Source organism: Streptomyces sp. NPDC050988 (assembly GCF_044456225.1).
GTDB lineage: Bacteria > Actinomycetota > Actinomycetes > Streptomycetales > Streptomycetaceae > Streptomyces.
In genome coordinates this window covers 300,136-321,217 of sequence record NZ_JBITFQ010000003.1, presented here as the reverse complement: position 1 = coordinate 321,217, position 21,082 = coordinate 300,136, and the positions used below count along the sequence as shown (strand labels likewise).

Annotated in this window: 22 protein-coding genes; 13 read left to right on the top strand and 9 right to left on the bottom strand. The window is 70.0% G+C overall.

Features of this window, described 5'->3' with window-relative positions; all coding sequences use genetic code 11:
* Positions 1–38: 38 nt before the first annotated feature.
* Positions 39–1,481 carry a tol-pal system YbgF family protein gene (locus ACIBEI_RS09665; RefSeq protein WP_398886867.1) on the top strand — a complete coding sequence of 481 codons (1,443 nt, stop codon included), beginning with the start codon at positions 39–41 and terminating at the stop codon, positions 1,479–1,481.
* A 77-nt stretch (positions 1,482–1,558) separates the two neighbouring features.
* On the opposite strand, the gene ACIBEI_RS09660 is transcribed toward ACIBEI_RS09665, so the two are convergent.
* The 3 genes from ACIBEI_RS09660 to ACIBEI_RS09650 form a co-directional block, all read right to left on the bottom strand.
* Positions 1,559–2,065: a hypothetical protein gene (locus tag ACIBEI_RS09660; RefSeq protein WP_398886865.1), complete on the bottom strand. Its 507-nt coding sequence runs from the start codon at positions 2,063–2,065 to the stop codon at positions 1,559–1,561.
* Between the two features lie 160 nt (positions 2,066–2,225).
* Positions 2,226–4,448, bottom strand: coding sequence for a catalase/peroxidase HPI (gene katG / locus ACIBEI_RS09655; protein WP_398886863.1), 2,223 nt, complete (start codon positions 4,446–4,448; stop codon positions 2,226–2,228).
* Between the two features lie 33 nt (positions 4,449–4,481).
* Positions 4,482–4,919, bottom strand: coding sequence for a Fur family transcriptional regulator (locus ACIBEI_RS09650; protein ID WP_398886861.1), 438 nt, complete (start codon positions 4,917–4,919; stop codon positions 4,482–4,484).
* Between the two features lie 274 nt (positions 4,920–5,193).
* Here ACIBEI_RS09650 and ACIBEI_RS09645 point away from each other — a divergent pair, with 274 nt between their 5' ends.
* The 3 genes from ACIBEI_RS09645 to ACIBEI_RS09635 all read left to right on the top strand — a co-directional run bounded on the left by ACIBEI_RS09645 (position 5,194) and on the right by ACIBEI_RS09635 (position 6,855).
* Complete coding sequence (locus ACIBEI_RS09645; protein ID WP_398886860.1) at positions 5,194–5,370, top strand: hypothetical protein; 177 nt, start codon at positions 5,194–5,196, stop codon at positions 5,368–5,370.
* 73 nt (positions 5,371–5,443) lie between these two features.
* Complete coding sequence (locus ACIBEI_RS09640; RefSeq protein ID WP_398886858.1) at positions 5,444–6,079, top strand: GPP34 family phosphoprotein; 636 nt, start codon at positions 5,444–5,446, stop codon at positions 6,077–6,079.
* 134 nt (positions 6,080–6,213) lie between these two features.
* Positions 6,214–6,855 (top strand): TetR/AcrR family transcriptional regulator, encoded by a 642-nt coding sequence (locus ACIBEI_RS09635; RefSeq protein ID WP_398886856.1) that lies wholly within the window; start codon positions 6,214–6,216, stop codon positions 6,853–6,855.
* 12 nt (positions 6,856–6,867) lie between these two features.
* Here the strand turns inward: ACIBEI_RS09635 and ACIBEI_RS09630 are convergent, their stop codons facing one another.
* The 3 genes from ACIBEI_RS09630 to ACIBEI_RS09620 all read right to left on the bottom strand — a co-directional run bounded on the left by ACIBEI_RS09630 (position 6,868) and on the right by ACIBEI_RS09620 (position 10,095).
* A complete protein-coding gene (locus ACIBEI_RS09630; protein WP_398886854.1) occupies positions 6,868–7,434 on the bottom strand; it encodes a CGNR zinc finger domain-containing protein in 567 nt (188 codons plus the stop codon).
* 42 nt (positions 7,435–7,476) lie between these two features.
* Complete coding sequence (locus ACIBEI_RS09625; RefSeq protein WP_398887371.1) at positions 7,477–9,141, bottom strand: SpoIIE family protein phosphatase; 1,665 nt, start codon at positions 9,139–9,141, stop codon at positions 7,477–7,479.
* A gap of 282 nt (positions 9,142–9,423) precedes the next feature.
* Positions 9,424–10,095: a class I SAM-dependent DNA methyltransferase gene (locus ACIBEI_RS09620; protein WP_398886852.1), complete on the bottom strand. Its 672-nt coding sequence runs from the start codon at positions 10,093–10,095 to the stop codon at positions 9,424–9,426.
* Between the two features lie 194 nt (positions 10,096–10,289).
* Between ACIBEI_RS09620 and paaA the strand changes: the two genes are divergently transcribed.
* The 8 genes from paaA to ACIBEI_RS09580 all read left to right on the top strand — a co-directional run bounded on the left by paaA (position 10,290) and on the right by ACIBEI_RS09580 (position 17,200).
* Positions 10,290–11,264 carry a 1,2-phenylacetyl-CoA epoxidase subunit PaaA gene (gene paaA, locus ACIBEI_RS09615; protein ID WP_398886850.1) on the top strand — a complete coding sequence of 325 codons (975 nt, stop codon included), beginning with the start codon at positions 10,290–10,292 and terminating at the stop codon, positions 11,262–11,264.
* Positions 11,261–11,593: a 1,2-phenylacetyl-CoA epoxidase subunit PaaB gene (gene paaB, locus ACIBEI_RS09610; RefSeq protein WP_398886848.1), complete on the top strand. Its 333-nt coding sequence runs from the start codon at positions 11,261–11,263 to the stop codon at positions 11,591–11,593. Before paaA ends, paaB begins: the two co-directional genes overlap by 4 nt.
* Positions 11,594–11,603: 10 nt before the next feature.
* On the top strand, positions 11,604–12,431 hold the full coding sequence (paaC, locus tag ACIBEI_RS09605; RefSeq protein ID WP_398886845.1) for a 1,2-phenylacetyl-CoA epoxidase subunit PaaC: 828 nt from the start codon (positions 11,604–11,606) through the stop codon (positions 12,429–12,431).
* The gene (gene paaD, locus ACIBEI_RS09600) at positions 12,425–12,940 is read left to right on the top strand and encodes a 1,2-phenylacetyl-CoA epoxidase subunit PaaD (RefSeq protein ID WP_398886843.1); all 516 of its coding nucleotides are present in this window, start codon (positions 12,425–12,427) and stop codon (positions 12,938–12,940) included. Before paaC ends, paaD begins: the two co-directional genes overlap by 7 nt.
* Positions 12,940–14,115, top strand: a complete 1,176-nt coding sequence (gene paaE / locus ACIBEI_RS09595) for a 1,2-phenylacetyl-CoA epoxidase subunit PaaE (RefSeq protein ID WP_398886841.1) — start codon at positions 12,940–12,942, stop codon at positions 14,113–14,115. The genes paaD and paaE overlap by 1 nt, the downstream gene beginning before the upstream one ends.
* 200 nt (positions 14,116–14,315) lie before the next feature.
* A complete protein-coding gene (locus ACIBEI_RS09590; protein ID WP_398886840.1) occupies positions 14,316–15,680 on the top strand; it encodes an FAD-dependent oxidoreductase in 1,365 nt (454 codons plus the stop codon).
* A 177-nt stretch (positions 15,681–15,857) separates the two neighbouring features.
* Positions 15,858–16,559 carry an SDR family oxidoreductase gene (locus ACIBEI_RS09585; protein ID WP_398886838.1) on the top strand — a complete coding sequence of 234 codons (702 nt, stop codon included), beginning with the start codon at positions 15,858–15,860 and terminating at the stop codon, positions 16,557–16,559.
* A gap of 71 nt (positions 16,560–16,630) precedes the next feature.
* Positions 16,631–17,200 carry a TetR/AcrR family transcriptional regulator gene (locus ACIBEI_RS09580; RefSeq protein WP_398886836.1) on the top strand — a complete coding sequence of 190 codons (570 nt, stop codon included), beginning with the start codon at positions 16,631–16,633 and terminating at the stop codon, positions 17,198–17,200.
* 220 nt (positions 17,201–17,420) lie between these two features.
* On the opposite strand, the gene ACIBEI_RS09575 is transcribed toward ACIBEI_RS09580, so the two are convergent.
* Positions 17,421–18,116 carry an HAD family hydrolase gene (locus tag ACIBEI_RS09575; RefSeq protein ID WP_398886834.1) on the bottom strand — a complete coding sequence of 232 codons (696 nt, stop codon included), beginning with the start codon at positions 18,114–18,116 and terminating at the stop codon, positions 17,421–17,423.
* Positions 18,117–18,196: 80 nt separating this feature from the next.
* A complete protein-coding gene (locus ACIBEI_RS09570; RefSeq protein ID WP_398886832.1) occupies positions 18,197–18,673 on the bottom strand; it encodes an Lrp/AsnC family transcriptional regulator in 477 nt (158 codons plus the stop codon).
* A gap of 339 nt (positions 18,674–19,012) precedes the next feature.
* Between ACIBEI_RS09570 and ACIBEI_RS09565 the strand changes: the two genes are divergently transcribed.
* Positions 19,013–20,512 (top strand): FUSC family protein, encoded by a 1,500-nt coding sequence (locus tag ACIBEI_RS09565; protein ID WP_398886830.1) that lies wholly within the window; start codon positions 19,013–19,015, stop codon positions 20,510–20,512.
* A gap of 37 nt (positions 20,513–20,549) precedes the next feature.
* Here ACIBEI_RS09565 and ACIBEI_RS09560 read toward each other — a convergent pair whose 3' ends face one another.
* Complete coding sequence (locus ACIBEI_RS09560) at positions 20,550–20,954, bottom strand: nuclear transport factor 2 family protein (protein ID WP_398886828.1); 405 nt, start codon at positions 20,952–20,954, stop codon at positions 20,550–20,552.
* Between the last annotated feature and the right edge of the window lie 128 nt (positions 20,955–21,082).

Below are 21,082 nucleotides of genomic sequence, written 5' to 3'. Positions count from 1 at the left end.
CGACATCGAGACTCGTTCTGCGACCGGGGGAGACCAGGATGAACGAACCGACGCATGCCCTGCCCGAAACGCCGGAGCCCACGCCCATCGAGAACCGGGCGCACGACCCGCTGGCCGTCGCCCTCGGCAACGCCTCGCTTCTCGGCGTCGGTTACCTGATGCTGCGGCGGCGCAGACTCGCCGTCGCAGCAGTGGTCGTCACCGTCGTGCTCGTCTCCCGGCTCGTCTCGACCGCCCGGCCGGCGTACGAGATCGCCGTGCTCGTGTGGTGGGTCGCGGTCGTCGCCCACGGGTGGTTCCTGGCGAGCAGGGGCGGCAGCGGGGTCGCGCAGCGCGGTCGGCGCGTGGTCGCACTCTGCATCACGCTGTCGGTGCTGCTGGCCGTGGCGCTGCTGCGATTCGACGCGTCCAGGATCGAGGAGAGCGTCACCGAGGCACGCGAAAGCGGCGACTGCGCCGGGGTGTTGAGCGCCCAGGACAGGGTGTGGTTCGGACATCGAGTCGCCGACGCCCCACTGGCAGCCCGCGGCGACGAGACCGTAGAGGCGTGCGACCGGCTGCGGTCGGCCCGGACGGAACTGAACACCGCGCTGACCGGGAACACCGACGCCCTGGACGAGGGCTTCGGCACACTCGCCTCGGTCCTCGCCGAACCCGGCAACGAGAAGACGGTCGAGACGACCCTGACCGGATTCCTCGGCAGTCTGCCCGCCAAGGACCCCTGCACCACCGTCACCGTCACCGAATGGCTCCGCGACCGCAAGCGCAGCCACGACGTCCTGGACCGGTCCGCCGGCGCGGCCCGGCGGACCGCACCCGCCGCCCTCGTCGGATGCGGTGACGACCTGATGGCGAACAGCAGTTGGCAGAACGCCCTGGCGCACTACGAGCAGCTGCTGGACCGCTACCCCGGCGACGACCTCGCGGACAAGGCCCGAAAGGGAGCCCGGAAGGCCACCCAGAGCATCGAGTTGGCCAACGTCCGCAGCCTGCTCGCACCGGGCGGCACCGGCTCCCAGCCCGAGTACTGCTCCCGCCCGGCGAAGTACAGCGGAGCCAAGCCCATGGGCAAGGGCACCAACCGCGCGCTGTTCTACACCGGCAACACATACGGCCAGGACTACGCCGACAAACTCCCCGGCTCCTGGAAGGCGGCCGACGCGGCCGACGCCGTCCTGGTGGTCTGCATGGGCGAGGACACCTACGGCAAGTCCGTCCAGACCTGCCCGTACCAAGGCAAGTCCTCGGGGTCCACCACCTACGTGACCTTCCACAAGATCGCGGTCCCGGTGAAGGTCTACGAGGTGCGCACCGGCAAACTCGTCGCCAAGCGCAAGATCCAGATCAACGGGTCGAGTTGCCCCTCGCTCATCACGTACTTCACCTCCAGCGACTCCGACTCGGGCCCGCCGACGACCAGGTACGTCAGCGAGTCCAAGTCCGACGTGCGCTCCGCGTTCCGGTCGTTGGTCGTCCGCTGAGCGGCGGGGTGGCCGGGTGAGGGAGCGAACATCCCGAGAAGGGGCCGTACGAGGTTCGTACGGCCCCTTCTCGGGAGTCAGTTCTTGGGGAAGAACTCCAGCACCGCTCTGCCGTCCTTCAGGGACTTCACGCGGAAGCCGAGGCTGTTCAGGCCACCGGTGCCGCCCTCGCCGACCGACGTGCTCAGGAAGACGCCGGAGCCGGAGGACTGGAGCATCACGGCATCCTCCGTGACCTTCGTGACCTCAAGGTCGCTGACGCCGAGCCGGCTGTCGATCTTGATGGTCATGGGCTTGGACACGGTGATCTCGCACCGCCCGTCGAAGCAGGCGTCGGCATCGGTGCCGCCGCCGGGGGCGTCCGACGTGGCCGCTCCACTTGGGGACGGGGATGCGGAGGTGGACGGCGACGCCGCCGGCGAGGACGGCCGCGCCGACTCCGACGGCGTACGCGTGGAGGACGACTCCGCCCCCTCCCCGGAGCCGTCGTCCCGGCCGCCACCGCCACCTCCTCGGCAGCCACTGAGGACCACCATCAGGGTCAGCACCCCCGCGACGCCGACCCGGCCTCTGCCCATGCTCATCCGTTCACCTTTCACCGCGTATCAACTCGTCCTACTTATACGGACCCGCTTGGGGAGGGGTCCCGGAGTCGGAGGAGAAGTGCCGGAACGAGAACGTCCGGGCCGGCCTGTGTAGGCCGGCCCGGACGTCACGATGAACTGGATGAACTGAATGAACTGATCAGACGAGGTCGAACCGGTCGAGGTCCATGACCTTGGTCCACGCCGCGACGAAGTCGTTCACGAACTTCTCCTTCGCGTCGTCGGCCGCGTAGACCTCGGCGAGCGCGCGCAGCTCGGAGTTCGAGCCGAAGACGAGGTCGGCACGGGTGCCGGTCCACTTGACGTCGCCCGTGGCGTCGTCGCGGGCCTCGAAGGTGGTCGCGTCCTCGGACGTGGCCGTCCACGTCGTGCCCAGGTCGAGCAGGTTGACGTAGAAGTCGTTCGTCAGCTTGCCGGGGGTCTCGGTGAGGACACCGAGCGACGACTGCTGGTGGTTGGCGCCCAGGACGCGCAGGCCACCAACGAGGACCGTCAGCTCGGGGCCGCTGAGGGTCAGCAGGTTCGCACGGTCGAGCAGCAGGTACTCGGCCGGCAGGCGGTTGCCCTTGCCGAGGTAGTTGCGGAACCCGTCGGCGGTCGGCTCCAGGGCGGCGAAGGACTCCGCGTCGGTGTGCTCCTCCGTGGCGTCGACACGGCCCGGGGTGAAGGGCACCGTGACGTCGTGACCGGCGTCCTTGGCGGCCTTCTCGACGGCCGCGCTGCCACCGAGCACGATCAGGTCGGCCAGCGAGACCTTCTTGGCACCGGAGTTGAACTCCGCCTGGATGCCCTCAAGGACACGCAGCACCTGGGCGAGCTGGTCGGGGTCGTTGGCGTCCCAGCCGCGCTGCGGCTCCAGACGGACGCGAGCGCCGTTGGCACCGCCGCGCTTGTCGCTGCCGCGGAACGTCGAGGCCGAGGCCCAGGCGGCGGAGACGAGCTGCGAGACGGTCAGGTCCGAGTCGAGGATCTTCGCCTTGAGGGCGGTGACGTCCTCGGCGGCGATGGCCTCGCCCTCCGCGGTCGGCAGCGGGTCCTGCCACAGCAGGGTCTCCGCCGGGACCTCCGGGCCGAGGTAGAGCGACTTCGGGCCCATGTCACGGTGGGTCAGCTTGTACCAGGCGCGGGCGAACGCGTCCGCGAACTCCGCCGGGTTCTCGTGGAAGCGGCGGGAGATGGGCTCGTAGATCGGGTCGAAGCGCAGCGACAGGTCCGTCGTGAGCATCGAGGGAGCGATCTTCTTCGAGGCGTCGTGGGCGGCCGGGACGGTGCCCTCGCCCGCGCCGTCCTTCGGCTTCCACTGGTTGGCGCCGGCGGGGCTCTGGGTGAGCTCCCACTCGTAGCCGAAGAGGTTGTCGAAGAAGCCGTTGCTCCACTGGGTGGGCGTGGTGGTCCAGGTGACCTCGAGGCCGGACGTGATGGCGTCCGCGCCCTTGCCCGTACCGAACGAGTTCTTCCAGCCGAAGCCCTGCGCCTCGATCGGGGCGGCCTCGGGGTCGTCGCCGACGCTCTCCGCCGGGCCCGCGCCGTGGGTCTTGCCGAAGGTGTGGCCACCGGCGATGAGGGCGACGGTCTCCTCGTCGTTCATCGCCATGCGGCGGAAGGTCTCACGGATGTCGCGGGCCGCGGCGATCGGGTCCGGGTTGCCGTTGGGGCCCTCGGGGTTGACGTAGATGAGGCCCATCTGGACGGCACCGAGCGGGCTCTCCAGCTCGCGGTCGCCCGTGTAGCGCTGGTCGTCGAGCCAGGTGGTCTCGGGACCCCAGTAAACGTCCTCCTCGGACTCCCAGACGTCCGCACGGCCGCCGGCGAAACCGAAGGTCTCGAAGCCCATCTGCTCCAGGGCGACGTTGCCGGTGAGGATCATCAGGTCGGCCCAGGAGAGGCTCTGGCCGTACTTCTTCTTCACGGGCCACAGCAGACGGCGGGCCTTGTCCAGGTTGCCGTTGTCCGGCCAGCTGTTCAGGGGGGCGAAGCGCTGCTGACCGGCACCGGCGCCGCCGCGGCCGTCGCTGATGCGGTAGGTGCCCGCGCTGTGCCACGCCATACGGATCATGAACGGGCCGTAGTTGCCGAAGTCGGCCGGCCACCAGTCCTGCGAGGTGGTCAGTACCTCGGCGATGTCCTGTTTAACGGCAGCGAGGTCGAGGTTCTTGAACGCCTCGGAGTAGTCGAAGTCCTCACCGAGGGGGTTCGCCACGGCGGGGTTCTTGGCAAGGATCTTCAGGTTGAGCCGCTCCGGCCACCACTGGCGGTTTCCGCCGCCCTGAGTCGGGTGGGGCGCGCGCTCGTGTGCGACCGGGCAACCTCCCGCCTCCGCGGGCTTCGGGTCAGTGACGATCGCATCATGGTTCTCAGTCATGAGAGTCCTTCCGAACTGGGTGGATCACGGTGCTCAGGAACTGCTGCTGGTGGAACAGGCGGGGCACAGGCCCCAGTAGATGACCTCGGCCTCGTCGATCGCGAAGCCGCGATCGTCGGACGCGGTCAGGCAGGGGGCGTGGCCGACCGCGCAGTCGACGTCGGCGACGACGCCGCACGAACGGCACACGAGGTGGTGGTGGTTGTCTCCGACGCGTCCCTCGAACCGGGCCGGGCTGCCGGGCGGTTCGAGGCGGCGTATGAGACCTGCCGCGGTGAGTGCGTGGAGGGCCTCGTACACGGCCTGGAGGGAGATGTGGCCCACGCGGTCGCGTACCCCGGAGGCGATCGCCTCGACTCCGAGGTGGTCTCCGCTGCGGACGGTCTCGAGCAGTGCGACGCGGGCGGCCGTCACCCGCAGGCCGACACCGCGCAGCTCCTCTGCGGTGGTCGGAGTACGGGGTGTGGTCATGGCGCCAAACCTAGCGCCCTAAACACGAACAGTTCAAGAAAGCGAAGGTTCCAAGTTAGGTAAGTCCTGCCCAACAGATCGTCGCCGCGGACGTCCGGGGTGCCGCTTCCGGCCGCGGTGGGGCTTCTGATGGGGATCGTCGGGCCCGTCACCACCTTGACGGGTGACGGAAACTGCTGCGATCATCATCACCTGTTTCGCAGGTGACGCGAATGAGCCCGGTCATGACGCCGCCTTCGCCACGATCGAACCGGATCGAACCCAGGAGGACGAGATGGTGCATCAGGAGAACGCTCCGGACGCCGCCCAAGTTGCACGCCGTGCGCGATTCGGCACGTTGCCGGAGCGCGTCGGCCTGGCGGACATGGTCGAGGAGAAGCCGGCGACCGTGCCCGACCCGGCGAGGGACACGTACAACTCCGACGAGTGGCTTGTCCGTACGTGCCTGTGAGCCCTGTCGACCGCACGGCCGGCCTCGACGGCGGCGACGTACGCTTGCTCATACCTCCGAGGGGAAGCGGATCATGACCACACCGCGGGACCTGTTGATCGTCGCCATGGATGTGGAGTCCGGCCGCCCCGCGGACCGCGGCAGCCTGTCCCTGGCGCTCGCCGGGGCAGAGGTCATCGACCTCCTCGGTGCCCGGGCCGTCGAGCTGGACGACGATCGCATCGTCCCCGGCGACCGGCCCTCCCTGGACGACCCCCTGCTGCGCGAGGCCGAGTCGGCGCTCACCCGTCAGGAGCCGTACGAGTCGGTCGAGGACTGGCTTTGGCGCCGAGGCCGCGAGCTGTCCTCGGCGTATCTGGCCGCGTTCGAGACCGAGGGCCAGCTCACCCGGCAGCGTCGCCGTCTGATGTCCTTCCGGGCCGGTGACGTGGCGCTCGTCGATTCCCCGGCCCGCCGCGGGGCCGTCGACCGCTGGGAATCCCATGAGCCCGTGCTGGTCGCCCTCGCGACGGCCGCCGCGCTGCACGGCGAGTCTCTCGACGAGGACGCCGCGGAACCCCCGAAGCCTCCCGATGTCCCGGACATCGCCGACGACGCGGTGGCGACGGTACTGGCCGCGGTCAACGACGCGGTGATGGAACTGGAAGCCGTGCGGCAGCGCCGATCCATCGAGGACGCGGCCTTCGACAACATCTGGCGCGGATTCTGACCCGAACCCGCGCCAGAGCACCTTTGGCCGACCGGCCCACGGCTGACCGGCCCGCGGGTGGCTGGCCCACAGCTGACCGCCCCGTGGGTGGTTGACCCACGGGGTAAATAGTCGATCGGTCGTATATTGGTCGTATGGGACGGACCAGCAACGCCAGGGAGAAGATCCTCACCGCCGCGCAGTCACTCATCGGGCAGCGGGGCTACTCGGCCCTCGGCACCGCCGAGATCTGCAAGGTCGCGGGCGTGCCGAAGGGCAGCTTCTACTACTTCTTCGAGACCAAGGAAGCGCTCGCCCTGGCTGTTCTCGACGAGCACTGGGAGATCCAGCGCGGCGACTGGAGCCGTATCCTGCGCGGCGGCGGTGAACCCCTCCAGCGACTGCGTCAGCTGTTCGAGGAGACCGAGGCGGGCCAGCGTGCCGGACAGCAGAGCTGCGGCACCGTCTCAGGGTGCCTGTTCGGGAATCTGAGCCTGGAGCTGAGCAACCAGACCGAGGCCGTTCGTTCGCGCCTGCAAGGAATCTTCGACGCGCAGGTCGGCATGGTCGAGGAGGTCGTCGCCGAGGCCGCGGAGCGGGGCGAGATCGCCGTCGGCGACCACCGCGAGGCCGCCCGGTCCGTCGTCGCGCAGCTCGAAGGCCAGGTGCTGTTCGCCAAGCTCTACAACGACCCTCGGCGCCTCGACGCCCTGTGGAGGAGCTGCCTCGCCATCCTCGGGGCCCCGCTGCCGGAAGAGGCGACCGCGAAGGTGGGCCGGAACCGGAATGAGGCTTGAGGGCTCGGTGCGTCAGCGAGCTGCCGCGGTTGTCCGTGCCTGCTTCTTGCGTGCGCGGTAGGCCGCGGCCTTGACCTTGTTTCCGCACGACTCCATGCCGCACCACTGTCGCCGCACGCCGCGTGACCGGTCGATGTAGACGCGGGTGCATTCGGGATTGCCGCATTCCTTCAGCAGCGGAACGTCGGGTCCGCCGAGGACTTCGACGGCGTGGCGTGCCACGGTGGCCAGTGCCTCTTCGGGCGTCGCGTCCGTCCATCGCCCCGTCGTGGTGAGCTGAGGCGTCGCGGAGGGCTTGCGGGCCGTGCCGTTCACCACGGCGAGCGCCTCCTCGTCGTAGGCCTCGCCGAGCCGCCGGGCGGTGATCAGGTCGTAGACGGCCTCCCGTACGGCGACCGCCTGCTCGACGTCGGCTTCCCGGCTGGGGGACACGGCGTCGACGACCCCGGACTCGACGTACCAGGCGTCCAGTCGGTCAGGCGAGACGAGCGTCTCGAACCGGAGTGTGCGGCGCGCGCGGAGCGTGGCCGCGAAGTCGAGCGCGGGGTTCCCGCAGAAGAAGGCATGATCCACATTCACGTCACCATCTTGACGGGTGACACGGGAAGCGTGCAAGCGTCGTCACCGGTCAGGCTGGTGATCATTGGGCGGTTGCTTTTTCGGGATCGGCTGCTCGAACCAGACGACCTTGCCCGTGCTGAGCCTCGTCGCGCCCCAGCGTTGCGCGAGCTGATCGACGAGGAAGAGGCCCCGGCCGCCCTCGTCGCCCGGCTGGGCCTGTCGCATCCGGGGCACCTGGGACGAGTCGTCGGTCACCTCGCAGCGGAGGACGTCGGTGCGCAGCAGCCGCAGCGCGATAGGCCGTGAGGCGAAACGGACGGCGTTCGTCACGACCTCGCTGACCATGAGTTCCGTCGAGTCGAGCATGGATTCCAGGTCCCAGCGGCGAAGTGCCCTGCGGGTCAGGCGGCGTGCCTGTCCGGCGGTCAGCGGGTGGGGGTCCAGGTGCCAGTACCCCACGCTGTCCGGAGGGAAGCCCTCGAACCGGGCGGTGAGCAGCGCGATGTCGTCGTCCCGGGAGCCCGGGACCATGACGCCCAGGATGTGGTCGCACAGCACTTCCAGCGAGGGTGCGGCGTGTCCGCTCGCCACGGTCCGGAGGCTGGTGCGCAGGGCCTCGACGCCTGTTCCCACGTCCGTCTCACGCGATTCGACGAGGCCGTCGGTGTAGAGCAGAAGGGTGGCCCCGGTCGGGGCGTGCATCTCCACGGACTCGAAGTCGACCCCGCCGACGCCGATGGGGGCGGCCGGCGGGACGCGCAGCACCTCGCCGTGGCCGTCCGGGTGCAGGAGCACCGCGGGCGGGTGGCCGGCGTTCGCGATGAGCAGCCGGTGCGAGATCGGGTCGTAGATCGCGTAGAGGCAGGTCGCGATGTGGTCGCTGCCGAGGCGCTGGGCCTGCTCGTCGAGGTGGTGCAGGACCTCGTCCGGAGGCAGGTCGAGCCCGGCGAGGGTCTGCACGATGGTGCGCAGCTGGCCCATGATCGCGGCGGAGGTCATGGAATGCCCCATGACGTCCCCGACGATCAGCGCGACGCGGTTGCCGGGCAGCGGGATCGCGTCGTACCAGTCGCCCCCGACCTGGGCGGTCTTCGAGGCGGGCAGATAGCGGCTGGCCAGCCGGATTCCGGTGGGCTCGGGCAGTGACGACGGCAGCATGGTGTGCTGCAACGTGTCCGCCACGGAGGCCTCATGCCCGTACATCACCGCCTTCTGTACGCCGATGGCGGTGTGCGTCGCGAGCTGTGAGGCCACGAGCAGGTCGTCACGGGTGAAGGGGGTCCGGTCGGGCCGACGCAGCAGGACGACCGTCCCCATGACGTGCCGACGGCCGTGCAGCGGGGCGATGATCAGCCGGCGCCCCGGCGGAATCGCGTCCGGCACGCCGGCCAGGGGCCCGAGGAGTTCGGCCACCGCGGGCGCGACGCCCGGCGCGTCACCGAAGGCGGGCCGTCCGGCCAGCAGCAGCTTCGAGAGCCGGCCTGCGATGTCCGGCCGTACGCGCTCGGCGATGTCCGAGTGCAGCGGATGGGTCTTGAGCAGCGGCGACCGGGAGGTCTGGGGAGACTGGGGCTTCCTGCTGACGCTGTGCAGCTGCAGGACGACGGGTGCGGCCGACATCTCGTCCCCGACGGGGAGCGGATCGTGCAGATGGACGATGATCGCGTCCGCGAAGGCGGGGACGGCCGCCCGGCGCAGCTCGCGGAGCGTCTCGTCGAGATCCATCCCGCGGGCGATCCGTCGGGTCGCCACGTCCAGGTACTGGAGTCGGTCGGTCTGTTCTCCTCGCCTGTCAGGACCTGGTTCTGGGGAGCTGTCCGGCACCGGGTCCCGGGAGCTGTCCGGTACCGGTTCCTGAGCCTGGGAGCCCCTGCCCTCCGCACGGCGGCCGTGCGGAGGGGGCGGCTGGGGGGTCCGGGTGACCCGCGGGCCCTGGGGGGTGGGGTGCTCCGTCACGCGTTTCGTCCCGTCGGTGGGCCGCGGTCCGCGGTGAAGGGTCGTGCCTGCTCAGTCGAGCCGTCGGCAGCAGAGGAAGACCTGCTCCTCGGGCGGGACGTCGGCGACCGCCGGGGCATAGGTGTAGGCGGTCTCCTTGACGATCTCGAAGCCACCGGTCTCGATGACCTTGTGCAGGTCCTCCAGTACGTATCCGGAAACCCGGATCGTGTTTCCGAGGAACGGGATCGCGTAGTTGTCCACATCGGCCTCCACCATCGAGAGGACGAACAGGCCACCGGGAACCAGCAGGTGGCGGACCGTCTGCAGCGCCAGGGGTATCTCCACGCGGGGCAGCATCAGCAAGGAGAAGAAGGCCGCGACCGCGTCGAAACGGCCGAGGTTCTGAGGGCCGCCGGGGCGCAGTTCGGCGATGTCCAGCTGGTGGAACGTCGCCGCGGGAACGTACTCCCGGGCCAGCTGCACCATCCTGCGCGACAGGTCGACGCCCACCACCTCGAAGCCGGCGTCCGTCAGCTGGCGCGTGGTCGGCACTCCGGTGCCGCAGCCGAGGTCGAGCACGCGAGAACCGGCAGGCAACGAGTCGATCAGCCATTCTCCGGCGGAGAGCTGGCCCTCCTTGTGCGGAAAGGCCTCGTCGTAGCGGTCGCCGATGGCGTCAAAAGCTTCGGCCTGACCGCTGCGGTCAAACCGAATGCTCTCGTAGTCAGCCTCATCGCTCATCCTGGTCACGAAAGTAGCCTTTCGTAGCTCATATTGGATTATTCCACAATCACATGGTCCGCGGTCGGGGGCCGAACCGGGCCGTTCATGGGCCCGGAGCCGCAACCGCCCCTGATTGTGCCCGGGTCTTGCCCGGTCGGCAGAAACAGGTCACACTGGTACCGAACGAATGGTCGGTTGGGAAGCTGGTATCGATGACGACGACACACTCCGCCGAGGTGCCGCTCCAGGAGTTGCAGCAGCAGTTCGACGCGACGATCGCGCGGGACCAGCGGGTCGAGCCGCGCGACTGGATGCCGGACGGCTACCGCAAGACCCTCGTCCGGCAGATCGCGCAGCACGCGCACTCGGAGATCATCGGCATGCAGCCGGAGGGCGAGTGGATCACGCGCGCGCCCTCGCTGCGCCGCAAGGCCATCCTGTTCGCGAAGGTCCAGGACGAGGCCGGCCACGGGCTGTATCTGTACTCGGCGGCGGAGACCCTGGGCGCCGACCGCGCGGATCTGACCGAGCGGCTCATCGAGGGACGCCAGAAGTACTCGTCGATCTTCAACTACCCCACACCGACCTTCGCCGACGTCGGCGTCATCGGCTGGTTCGTGGACGGCGCCGCGATCTGCAACCAGGTCCCGCTGTGCAGGAGTTCGTACGGGCCCTACGCGCGCGCGATGGTGCGGATCTGCAAGGAGGAGTCGTTCCACCAGCGGCAGGGCTACGAGCTGTTGATGACGATGATGCGCGGCACCGAGGCCCAGCGGGCCATGGTCCAGGACTCGGTGGACCGCTGGTGGTGGCCCTCGCTCATGATGTTCGGCCCGCCCGACGGCGACTCGCCCAACTCGGCGGCGTCGATGGCCTGGAAGATCAAGCGGCACAGCAACGACGAGCTGCGTCAGCGGTTCGTCGACATGACGGTCCCGCAGGCCGAGAAGCTCGGCGTCACGCTGCCGGACCCGGGGCTGCGCTGGAACGAGGAGCGCGGCAGCCACGACTTCGGCACCCCCGACTGGGCGGAGCTGAAGCAGGTGATCTCCGGCGGCGGGCCGTGCAACGCCGATCGGGTGGAGCGGCGCCGCAGCGCCCACGAGGAGGGCGCCTGGGTGCGGGAGGCGGCCACGGCCCACGCGGCCAAGCAGGCGGCACGCGCGCGTGAAGGAGCGACGGCATGAGCGACATCACTCCGGGCACCACCCCGGGCTCCACTCAGGGCACCGGCAAGGGCGACTGGCCGCTGTACGAGGTGTTCGTGCGCGGCAAGCGCGGGCTGAACCACGTCCATGTGGGCTCGCTGCACGCCGCCGACGACGCCATGGCGCTCACCCACGCCCGCGACCTCTACACCCGGCGCAACGAGGGCGTCTCGATCTGGGTGGTGCGCTCGGAGCACATCGCGGCGTCCACGCGCGACGAGAAGGACCCGTTCTTCGCACCGAGCGCCGACAAGGTCTACCGCCACCCGACCTTCTACGACATCCCCGACGACGTCCCGCACATCTGAGGAGCAGGGCATGAGTGACGACCACGTCTACATGACCCTCGCCGAGGGACACGAGGACGACGCCCGCTGGGCATACGGCACCGGCTTCGAGGACCCACTGCACGGCGTGGACACCACCGTGCCCGAGGGTGTCGACGCCGGCCGGCTCGCCGCGGACTGCGTGGCACTCGCCGACGACGCGCTGGTCTCCGCACAGCGGCTGGCCGAGTGGACCACCCGCGCGCCCGAGCTGGAGGAGGAGGTCGCGCTGGCCAACATCGGCCTCGACCTCCTCGGCCAGGCCCGCCTGCTGTACGCACGCGCCGGGCAGGTCGACGGCACCGGGCGCGACGAGGACGCGTACGCCTACTTCCGGGACGCGGCGGACTTCAGGAACGTCCGGCTGGCCGAACTCCCGTGCGGGGACTTCGCGTTCTCGATCGTGCGGCTGCTGGTCCTGTCCAGCTGGCGCCTCGCGCACTTCGAACAGCTCTCGGCGCACCCCGATCCCGTCCTCGCGGCCATCGCGGCCAAGGGCGTCAAGGAGCTGACCTACCACCGGCAGTACGCGGCCGAGTGGGCGGTGCGCCTGGGTGACGGTACGGAGGAGTCGCGTCGCCGGACTCGTACGGCCATGGAGCAGGTCGCCCCGTACCTCGGCGAGTTGTTCACGGCGTACGACGTGCGGGACGAGGTGGTCGACGTGTTGCGGCAGGTCACCGAGGCGGCCGGGCTGCCCATGCCGGTGTACCGGCCGCTGCCCGGCGCCGGCCGCGTGGGGGAGCACACCGAGCATCTCGCCCCGCTGCTGGCCGAGTTGCAGAGCGTGGCCCGAGCGCACCCGGGGGCGACATGGTGACCGTACTGACGGACGTGCGGCACGCCCGGCACATCGCCGAGCAGGTGCCGGATCCCGAACTGCCCATGCTGACCCTGGCCGACCTCGGCGTCCTGCGCTCCGTCGAGATGACCGGGGACGGGACGGTGGTCGCGAGTCTGACGCCGACCTACTCCGGCTGTCCGGCGATGGCCGAGATGCGCGCGGACGTGGCGGCACGGCTGCGCGACGCGGGGTACGCGCGCGTGGAGATCCGTACGGTCCTCGACCCGCCTTGGACGAGTGACTGGATCACCCCGGAGGGTCGGCGCAAGCTCGCCGAGCACGGCATCGCGCCGCCCGGCGCCGCACCCCGGCGCGCCGCCGGTCCCGTTCCGCTCGTGCTGTCGCCCGTCCGGCGCACGGTGGCGTGCCCGCGCTGCGGTTCGGCGGACACCGAGGAGACCTCCCGCTTCGCCGCCACGTCCTGCAAGGCGCTGTGGCGCTGTCTCGCCTGCCGCGAGCCGTTCGAGTACGTCAAGGAGATCTGATGGAAGGCCTGAGGGAAGAGCCGATGGGAGGCCTGAAGGGCGCGGCCGAGCGGGCCGTCGCTCCCGCTTCCGGTCCTGCTTCCGGCCCGGCGGTGCGTCCGCGTGTCCGCACCCGGCGCCCGGTCTTCTACACCCTGCGCGTCGCCTCCGTACAGCCGTTGTGCGAGGACGCCGCGGCGGTCAGCTTCGAGATCCCGGAGGAGCTGGCCGGGGAGTTCGCCGTCGCGCCCGGACAGTCGCTCACGCTGCGGCGCGAGATCGACGGACGGGACGAGCGGCGCTCGTACTCGATCTGCTCTCCGGCCGGTTCGGTGCCGCGCATCGGGGTGCGGGTGGTGCCCGGCGGCCTGTTCTCGGCGTGGCTCGTGCAGGACGTACGCCCCGGCGACACCGTCGAGGTGATGGCTCCCACCGGTTTCTTCACGCCCGACCTCACCACGCACGGCCATCACGTGCTGATCGCGGCGGGCTCCGGCATCACGCCCATGGTGTCCATCGCCGAGTCAGTGCTGGCCGCGGACAGCCGCTCGACCGTCACCCTCTTCTACGGCAACCGGCGCACCGGCACCGTGATGTTCGCCGACGAGCTGGCGGACCTGAAGGACCTGTACCCGGCCCGTTTCCAGCTCGCCCATGTGCTGTCGCGTGAGCCCCGGGAGGCCGAGGTGCTCTCCGGCCGCCTCGACGCCGAGCGGCTCTCGGCGCTCGTCGACGCCCTGGTCGACGTGAAGGCGGCCGACCACTGGTGGCTGTGCGGCCCCCACGGCATGGTCCGTGACGCCCAGGAGGTTCTCGCCGGCCTCGGGGTGCCCGGCGACCGCGTCCACCAGGAGCTGTTCTACGCCGACGACGAGCCCGTACGGGAAGTGCGTCACGAGGAGGCCGCCGTCGAGGGGGCCGTCAGCCAGGTGACCATCACCCTCGACGGGCGCTCGACCACCGCTGCCCTCTCACGGGACCGGAGCATCCTCGACGGTGCCCAGAAGACCCGCCCCGACCTGCCGTTCGCCTGCAAGGGCGGCGTCTGCGGCACCTGCCGGGCGCTGGTCACCGACGGCAAGGCCGACATGCGCCGCAACTTCGCCCTCGAGACGTCCGAGGTCGACGCGGGGTACGTGCTCACCTGCCAGTCGTATCCGGTCTCCGAGACGCTGACCGTCGACTACGACAGCTGAAGAGGCGAGGGAGCCGGCCGATCCCGTACGGGAGGCGGCTGAACCGGCACGGGAGCCGATCCACGTCCCTTCATGCGCAGCGACCCCATAAACCGGCCTTATGGGGTCATAGATCGGGCCCGACTACTGACTTAGGCATGCCTTAGTTTAGGCTCCGGGTGAGTACTCCTGATCGATCATCGCTCGAAGGGAACCTGAACATGTCTCGCCCCCTGCGGGTAGCCATAGTCGGAGCCGGCCCCGCCGGGATCTACGCCGCCGACGCGCTGTTGAAGTCCGCAGTGGCCGTCGAGCCCGGTGTGTCCATCGACCTCTTCGAGCGGATGCCGGCCCCGTTCGGCCTGATCCGCTACGGCGTCGCCCCCGACCACCCGCGCATCAAGGGCATCATCAACGCCCTGCACCAGGTGCTGGACAAGCCGCAGATCCGCCTCTTCGGCAACGTCGACTACCCGGGCGACATCAACCTGGACGACCTGCGTGCCTTCTACGACGCGGTGATCTTCTCCACGGGCGCGACGGCCGACCGGGCCCTCGACATACCCGGCATCGACCTCGACGGCTCGTACGGCGCGGCGGACTTCGTCTCCTGGTACGACGGGCACCCGGACGTGCCGCGGACCTGGCCGCTGGAGGCGGAGAAGGTCGCCGTCCTCGGCGTCGGCAACGTCGCGCTCGACGTGGCGCGCATCCTCGCCAAGACAGCCGACGAACTGCTGCCGACCGAGATCCCGGCGAACGTGTACGACGGCATCAAGGCCAACAAGGCCCTTGAGGTCCACGTGTTCGGCCGCCGTGGCCCGGCGCAGGCGAAGTTCAGCCCGATGGAGCTGCGGGAGCTGGACCACTCCCCGAACATCGAGGTCATCGTCGACCCCGAGGACATCGACTACGACGACGGCTCGATCGCCACCCGGCGGGGCAACAAGCAGGCCGACATGGTCGCCAAGACCCTGGAGAACTGGGCCATCCGCGACATCGGCGACCGGCCGCACAAGCTGTTCCTGCACTTCTTCGAGTCGCCGACCGAGATCCTCGGCGAGGACGGCAAGGTCGTCGGCCTGCGCACCGAGCGCACCGCCCTCGACGGCACCGGCAACGTCAAGGGCACCGGTGAGTTCAAGGACTGGGACCTCGGAGCGGTCTACCGCGCGGTCGGCTACCTCTCTGACAAGCTGCCCAAGCTGCCCTGGGACGTCGAGACGGGCACTGTCCCGGACAAGGCCGGCCGGGTGATGGAGGAGACCGGCGAGCACCTGCAGTCGGCGTACGTCACCGGCTGGATCAGGCGCGGACCCGTCGGTCTGATCGGTCACACCAAGGGCGACGCCAACGAGACGGTCGCCAGCCTGCTCGACGACCATGCCAACGGCCGTTTGCACACGCCTGTTTCGCCTGGTCCGGAGGCCGTGGACGCGTTCCTCGCCGAGCGGAACGTCCGCTTCACCACGTGGGACGGCTGGTACCGCCTGGACGCCGCGGAGAAGGCGCTGGGCGAGCCCCAGGGGCGCGAGCGCGTGAAGCTCGTCGAGCGCGAGGACATGCTCAGGGCGAGCGGCGCGTAACACCGACCGTCCGCCACCGATTCACCGGCCATGTGGGGCCCCGTCGCTACGACGGGGCCCCACTCGCGTTCGCCCGCGCTTCGAGGGCCTTGCTTTGTGAAACCGATCGGTTTACGCTTCCCGCCAAGGGAAACCGATCGGTTTCCAAGTGTTCGCGTGATGAGTTCGGAGAGTGTCATGACTGCGATCGAGGGCTCCGTCGTTCTGGTGACCGGCGGCAGCAGGGGGATCGGCAAGGCGCTGGTGGAAGGGCTTTTCGAGCGGGGGGCGAAGAAGGTGTACGCCACCGCCCGTGATCCGCGGACGGTCACGCATCCCCGGGCGGTACCGCTGGCGCTGGAGGTCACCGACCCCGCGTCCGTCGCGGCGGCGGCCGAGCAGGCCGGCGACGTCACCATCCTGATCAACAACGCCGGGGTCGCCGTGAACGCGTCCTTCCTGGAGGCGCCGGTCGAGGACGTCCGCCGGGACTTCGAGACGAACTTCTATGGACCGCTGCTCACCGCGCGGGCGTTCGTCCCCGTCATCGAGCGCAACGGCGGCGGCCACATTCTGAACGTCCACTCCGTGCTGTCGTGGGTCGGTCTCGCCGGCTCGTACAGCGCCTCCAAGGCCGCGGTCTGGTCCCAGACCAACTCCCTGCGGCTCGACCTCAAGCCGCGCGGGATCGGCGTCACCGGGCTCCACGTCGGATACGTCGACACGGACATGGCGGCGAAGATCGACGCGCCCAAGGCCTCGCCCGAGGACGTGGCCTCCCAGGCGCTCGACGGCATCGAGAGCGGAGCGTTCGAGGTGCTGGCCGACGACCTGTCCCGCCAGGTGAAGTCCGGGCTGTCCGCGGACCTTTCGGTCCTGTATCCGCAGCTCGTCGCCTAGCCTCCGGTCGCCGCCTCGGCAGTAGACCGATCGGTTTTGGGGGCGTTCCCAGACGGAGGTACTCTCCGCTCATGGTCAGTACGGACAAGACATCCACGAGGGACCGGCTGCTCGACGCGGCCATGGAGCTCTTCTACCGCGACGGCGTCTCCATCGGCGTCGAGGCGCTGTGCCGGGCCGCCGGGGTGTCCAAGCGCTCGATGTACCAGCTCTACGCCAGCAAGGACGAGGTGCTCGCGGCGAGCCTGGAGCGGCGTGCGCCGGAGTACGCGCGGCAGTTGGACATCGGCGCCGACGACACCAGGCCGCCCCGTGCCCGGATCCTGCACATCTTCGAGTTGCTGGAGCAGGCCTCGACGAAGGACGACTACCGCGGCTGCCCGTTCCTGTCCGCCATGGTCGAGCTCAAGAACCCCGATCATCCGGCGAGCGTCGTCGCCCTGCGGGTCAAGGGCTCCCTGACCGAGGCCTTCCGCGCCGAGGCCGAGCGCGGCGGCGCCCGCGACCCCCAACTCCTCGCCCGCCAACTGACCCTCGTCTTCGACGGAGCAAGCGCCCGCGCCGGCGCAAAGGCAGAAACCCTCCAGGGCCTGACCACATCAACGGCAACGGCCTTGCTGGACGCGGCAGGCGTCGCGTAGAGCTAGGCCCGCGCACGGGCCCTGCGTGCCTGAGCCGGGAGACCCGCCCGGGCCAGGCCCGCCCTCAAGGGGCGCGGGGAACTGCGCGCTCAACCACAGTCAACCCGCACCCATAAGACCTCCCCAGGCCCCCACAGGGGCGCGGGGAACGGCGCGCTCAACCACAGCCAACCCGCAGCCGACCAACCCGCACCCAACCAACCCCCACCCGACAACCCACCTACACCTCCCCGCCCAACCGGCGGAGCCACTCATACGCAGCCCGAGCCGTGAACTCGGCCTGCCCACCCCGCAGAAGCAACCCAGCCGTGGTGAACGCCGGATCATCGGCCTGCCCCGCCACATACGGGACCGCGACGCACCGCATCCCGGCCGCGTGCGCCGCGGCGGCCCCCGGCGCGGCGTCCTCGAGGACCACACAGTCCCCGGGAGCCACCCCGAGCCGCCGAGCCGCCTCCAGGAAGACATCGGGAGCGGGCTTGCCGGAGACGACCTCCTCCGCCGAGACGACCGTCCGCAGATACGCGGACAACCCCGTGCCCGCCAGAATCGCCTCGATGGCCTCGCGGGAGGACCCGGAGGCCACGGCCATCGGCACGCCCTCCCCGGCCAGCAGCTCCACGAGCTTCCGCATCTCCGGGTAGACCCGCGTGGACGCGCGGGCCAGCTCCAGATAACGCCGGTTCTTGTCCGCGAGGAGCACGTCGAGCGGGGCGTCCAGGGCGTACCGCTCCCGCCAGAGCGCGATCGTCTCCCGCGTGCTGATGCCGACGTACCGCTCGTGGTCCGCCCAGGTGAAGTCCGTGACGCCCTGCTCGGCGAGCGTCTGCCGTCCCGCCTCGTAGTAGTTCGGCTCGCTGTCCACGAGTGTTCCGTCGAGATCGAAGATGACCGAAGTGCTGCCGAGATTGTTCATGGGATCCAGGATGCCGGGTCCCGGATGCCGACGATCAACCCCGGACCGCACCCCCGGTCAACCCGGGCAGGGCGGCCCCGTCACCCCCGGGCCGTACGCCCGATCGACTCGACCAGCGGCAGCATCCGCTGGGGCACCCGCTCGCGCAGCGCTACCTCGGTCCGGGTGCGGACGACGCCAGGCAGGCTGATCAGCGCCTGGATCACGTCCTCCAGATGGCCGTTGTCCCGTGCGACGACCCGCGTCAGCAGATCCCCGCCGCCGGTGATCGAGAACGCCTCGATGATCTCCGGCACGGCCGCCAACGCGTCGCCCACGTCGTCGAGATGGCCCTGGGTGACCTCGATGTGCACGAACGCGAGCACCGGGTGCCCGAGCGCGGCGGGGGAGAGCGAGGGACCCGTACCGGTGATCACGCCGTCCCGCTCCAGCCGGTCGAGGCGCGCCTGCAAGGTTCCGCGGGCCACGCCGAGGATGCGCGCGTACTCGCGCACGCTGGTGCGCGGCCGCTCCATGAGCAGTCGCAGGATGCGGGTGTCGAGCTCGTCCACGGCCATGGTCCGTTGGTCTCCCTGCGGTCTTGGGTGATCGTTCCAGACTGTACCAATGGCCCAGTCGCTCACGAGCCTGTTGAGCCACTGCCCCCGTACTGCTTACCTTGTGGGTATCCATGGCGCGGACACGCGCCATTCATGGCGCCGCGAAGCGCCGGACGGCAAGGAAGCCGGATCCGGACCCGCGGCGCCATTGCCATGTCCTGAAGGCACGTCCTAAACGGGGCACGTCCTGACGGTGGGGTCGACGCGAAGTGGGGGCGGGCTGCCGATGGTGAAGAGCATGAACTGTGCGCGACGCGATCCGGCTCGCCGTGGCCTGGTTCTTCGGTGGGAGAAGTCGTGTTGAAGCGGGTGTTCGTCGCGCCGGACCCGGGCCGGCTGCGGTTGCGCGGTGCTGCGCGGGGTGTCCTGGGTGTCGGCCTGGCTGTCACGGTGTCGGAGCTGGCCACGCGGTCGCTGCCGGCGGCGATCGCTGGTGGGCTTGCCGCGCTGCTGGCCCTGTTCACGGTGGCCGATGGGTCGGTGCGGGGACAGGCCGTCACGACGGCGCTGTTGCCGATGGCGGGTTTCCCGGTGCTGGCTCTCGCGGCCGTACTCCATGACCTCACGTGGGTGCGGGACGTCGCGTTCGTCGCCGTTCTCGGTGCGGGGATCTACGCCCGCAGGTGGGGGCCGCGGGGGAACGCGCTGGGGATATTCGCGTTCATGATGTTCTTCACCGCGCAGTTCCTGCACGCGGTGCCGGGCCGGCTTCCGGAGCTTTGTGCGGCGGTGGCCCTTTCCCTGCTGGCGTCCTCGACGGTGCGCTTCGGGCTGTGGTGCTATGAGAGGCGGCTGCCGTCGGCCGCTGTTTCCGTGGTGGCGCCGGGCGGCACGGGTTTTGCCCGGGTGACCACGCGCCAGGCGATCCAGGGAATGGCCGGCGGCGCCTTTGCCCTGTTGGCCGGACAGCTGGTGTCGCACGAGCGCTGGTATTGGGCGGTGGGCGCGGTGTGGTGGATCTTCGTGAACACCGCCTCGCGCGGCGAGACCCTGGTTCGGGGCTTCCGGCGCGTCCTGGGCACCGTCATCGGTATCGCCGTCGGCCTGGTGATCGCGGTTCCGCTGGACGGGGCCGGTGCTCCGACCGCGGGGCTCGTCGCGGTCTGTGTGTTCGGCATCTTCTACGCGGCCGCGGTGTCGTACACGTGGATGATGCTGGCGGTGACGGTGATGGCGGGCCTGCTGTACGGGCTGCTGGGGGTGCTCGATCCGGGTCTGCTCGTTCTGCGGGTGATGGAGACCGGGGTGGGGGCGCTCGGCGCGGCGCTCGCCGTGCTGTTGGTGCTGCCGGTGACCACGCATGCCACGACCGACGCGTGGATCCAGCGCGCGTTGCACTGCGTTCACGCGTGCACGTCTGAGGCCGCCGCCCGTCTGGCCGGGGTCTCGGCGGCGGATCCGGCCCGGTATGTCGCCGAGCTGGAACTGCTGTTGGGCCGGGTGAGGCTCTCGCTGGCCCCGTTGGTCCACCCGCTCAGCCCGCTGAGGGCCCGCAAGGCGCGAGCCCGCCAGGTCATCGAGCTGCTCGACCGGTGCGCCCAGGAGGTGCGCGGTCTGGCATCGGTAGCCGCGGATCCCGATGCCTCCCACGATGCGAGGCTCGCTGCCGCCTGTTGGCGGGTGGAAGCCGCCGTGGAGGCACTGACCATGCCTGATGCGGCGCGGAGTGGGATCGCCGTGCCCGTGGCCGCGGTGCACCCTTCCGGCGGTGAGCCGGCCCTGGCCCATCTGCATGGTCTGGAGCAGGCGCTGAAAGCTCTCGCCGTACCCTTGCGAGACCCCGTCGCCCCCGTCTGACGGAGGCGTCACCCTGCTGAGCGGGCGTGCCGGACGGTCAGTCGTCGAAGTAGGCCCTGGCGACGGCGTAGGTGTCCTCGTAGAGGTGGTAGCGGGTGATCCGCCCGTCCGTGACCGTGGTGTGCAGGGCGAACGCGGTGTCGATGTCCCGGCCCGTCTTCTTGACCTCGGAGACCATGTGCCCGATGAGCACCACGTCGTCGCCCTCGGCGATGACCTGACGGAGGTCGAACTCCTTGGCCTGCACATGCGACCGCAGCAGCTCGAAGAACGCCCGCATGCCCTCGGCCGAGTCGACCTCCGGCACCCATGGAATGCCCGGCGGGTGTGGGATCGAGAACGATACCGAGTCGGCGAACAGCGCCGCCGCCTCCGCGCTCTTCCCCTCGGCGAGCAGCGGGAACAAACGTTGCACAGTCTGCGCCGGTGACTCTGCTGTCATGGATCCCGACCATACCGGTCGGGATATGCGACGCGAAGCCGTCCGGGACCGGACCGGGCGGTCGAATCCGGGTCACCGACCAGGCGTCGGCCCGCCTCCGCGGCCCGGACGAGCGCTCGCCGCGCCGG

What these genes read in the sequence shown, in the direction of transcription:
- ACIBEI_RS09665 (WP_398886867.1), top strand. Translation starts at nt 39, where the DNA reads ATGAACGAACCGACGCATGCCCTGCCCGAAACGCCGGAGCCCACGCCC.
- ACIBEI_RS09660 (WP_398886865.1), bottom strand. Translation starts at nt 2,065, where the DNA reads ATGAGCATGGGCAGAGGCCGGGTCGGCGTCGCGGGGGTGCTGACCCTG.
- katG (WP_398886863.1), bottom strand. Translation starts at nt 4,448, where the DNA reads ATGACTGAGAACCATGATGCGATCGTCACTGACCCGAAGCCCGCGGAG.
- ACIBEI_RS09650 (WP_398886861.1), bottom strand. Translation starts at nt 4,919, where the DNA reads ATGACCACACCCCGTACTCCGACCACCGCAGAGGAGCTGCGCGGTGTC.
- ACIBEI_RS09645 (WP_398886860.1), top strand. Translation starts at nt 5,194, where the DNA reads ATGGTGCATCAGGAGAACGCTCCGGACGCCGCCCAAGTTGCACGCCGT.
- ACIBEI_RS09640 (WP_398886858.1), top strand. Translation starts at nt 5,444, where the DNA reads ATGACCACACCGCGGGACCTGTTGATCGTCGCCATGGATGTGGAGTCC.
- ACIBEI_RS09635 (WP_398886856.1), top strand. Translation starts at nt 6,214, where the DNA reads ATGGGACGGACCAGCAACGCCAGGGAGAAGATCCTCACCGCCGCGCAG.
- ACIBEI_RS09625 (WP_398887371.1), bottom strand. Translation starts at nt 9,141, where the DNA reads ATGGATCTCGACGAGACGCTCCGCGAGCTGCGCCGGGCGGCCGTCCCC.
- ACIBEI_RS09620 (WP_398886852.1), bottom strand. Translation starts at nt 10,095, where the DNA reads ATGAGCGATGAGGCTGACTACGAGAGCATTCGGTTTGACCGCAGCGGT.
- paaA (WP_398886850.1), top strand. Translation starts at nt 10,290, where the DNA reads ATGACGACGACACACTCCGCCGAGGTGCCGCTCCAGGAGTTGCAGCAG.
- paaB (WP_398886848.1), top strand. Translation starts at nt 11,261, where the DNA reads ATGAGCGACATCACTCCGGGCACCACCCCGGGCTCCACTCAGGGCACC.
- paaC (WP_398886845.1), top strand. Translation starts at nt 11,604, where the DNA reads ATGAGTGACGACCACGTCTACATGACCCTCGCCGAGGGACACGAGGAC.
- paaD (WP_398886843.1), top strand. Translation starts at nt 12,425, where the DNA reads ATGGTGACCGTACTGACGGACGTGCGGCACGCCCGGCACATCGCCGAG.
- paaE (WP_398886841.1), top strand. Translation starts at nt 12,940, where the DNA reads ATGGAAGGCCTGAGGGAAGAGCCGATGGGAGGCCTGAAGGGCGCGGCC.
- ACIBEI_RS09590 (WP_398886840.1), top strand. Translation starts at nt 14,316, where the DNA reads ATGTCTCGCCCCCTGCGGGTAGCCATAGTCGGAGCCGGCCCCGCCGGG.
- ACIBEI_RS09585 (WP_398886838.1), top strand. Translation starts at nt 15,858, where the DNA reads ATGACTGCGATCGAGGGCTCCGTCGTTCTGGTGACCGGCGGCAGCAGG.
- ACIBEI_RS09580 (WP_398886836.1), top strand. Translation starts at nt 16,631, where the DNA reads ATGGTCAGTACGGACAAGACATCCACGAGGGACCGGCTGCTCGACGCG.
- ACIBEI_RS09575 (WP_398886834.1), bottom strand. Translation starts at nt 18,116, where the DNA reads ATGAACAATCTCGGCAGCACTTCGGTCATCTTCGATCTCGACGGAACA.
- ACIBEI_RS09570 (WP_398886832.1), bottom strand. Translation starts at nt 18,673, where the DNA reads ATGGCCGTGGACGAGCTCGACACCCGCATCCTGCGACTGCTCATGGAG.
- ACIBEI_RS09560 (WP_398886828.1), bottom strand. Translation starts at nt 20,954, where the DNA reads ATGACAGCAGAGTCACCGGCGCAGACTGTGCAACGTTTGTTCCCGCTG.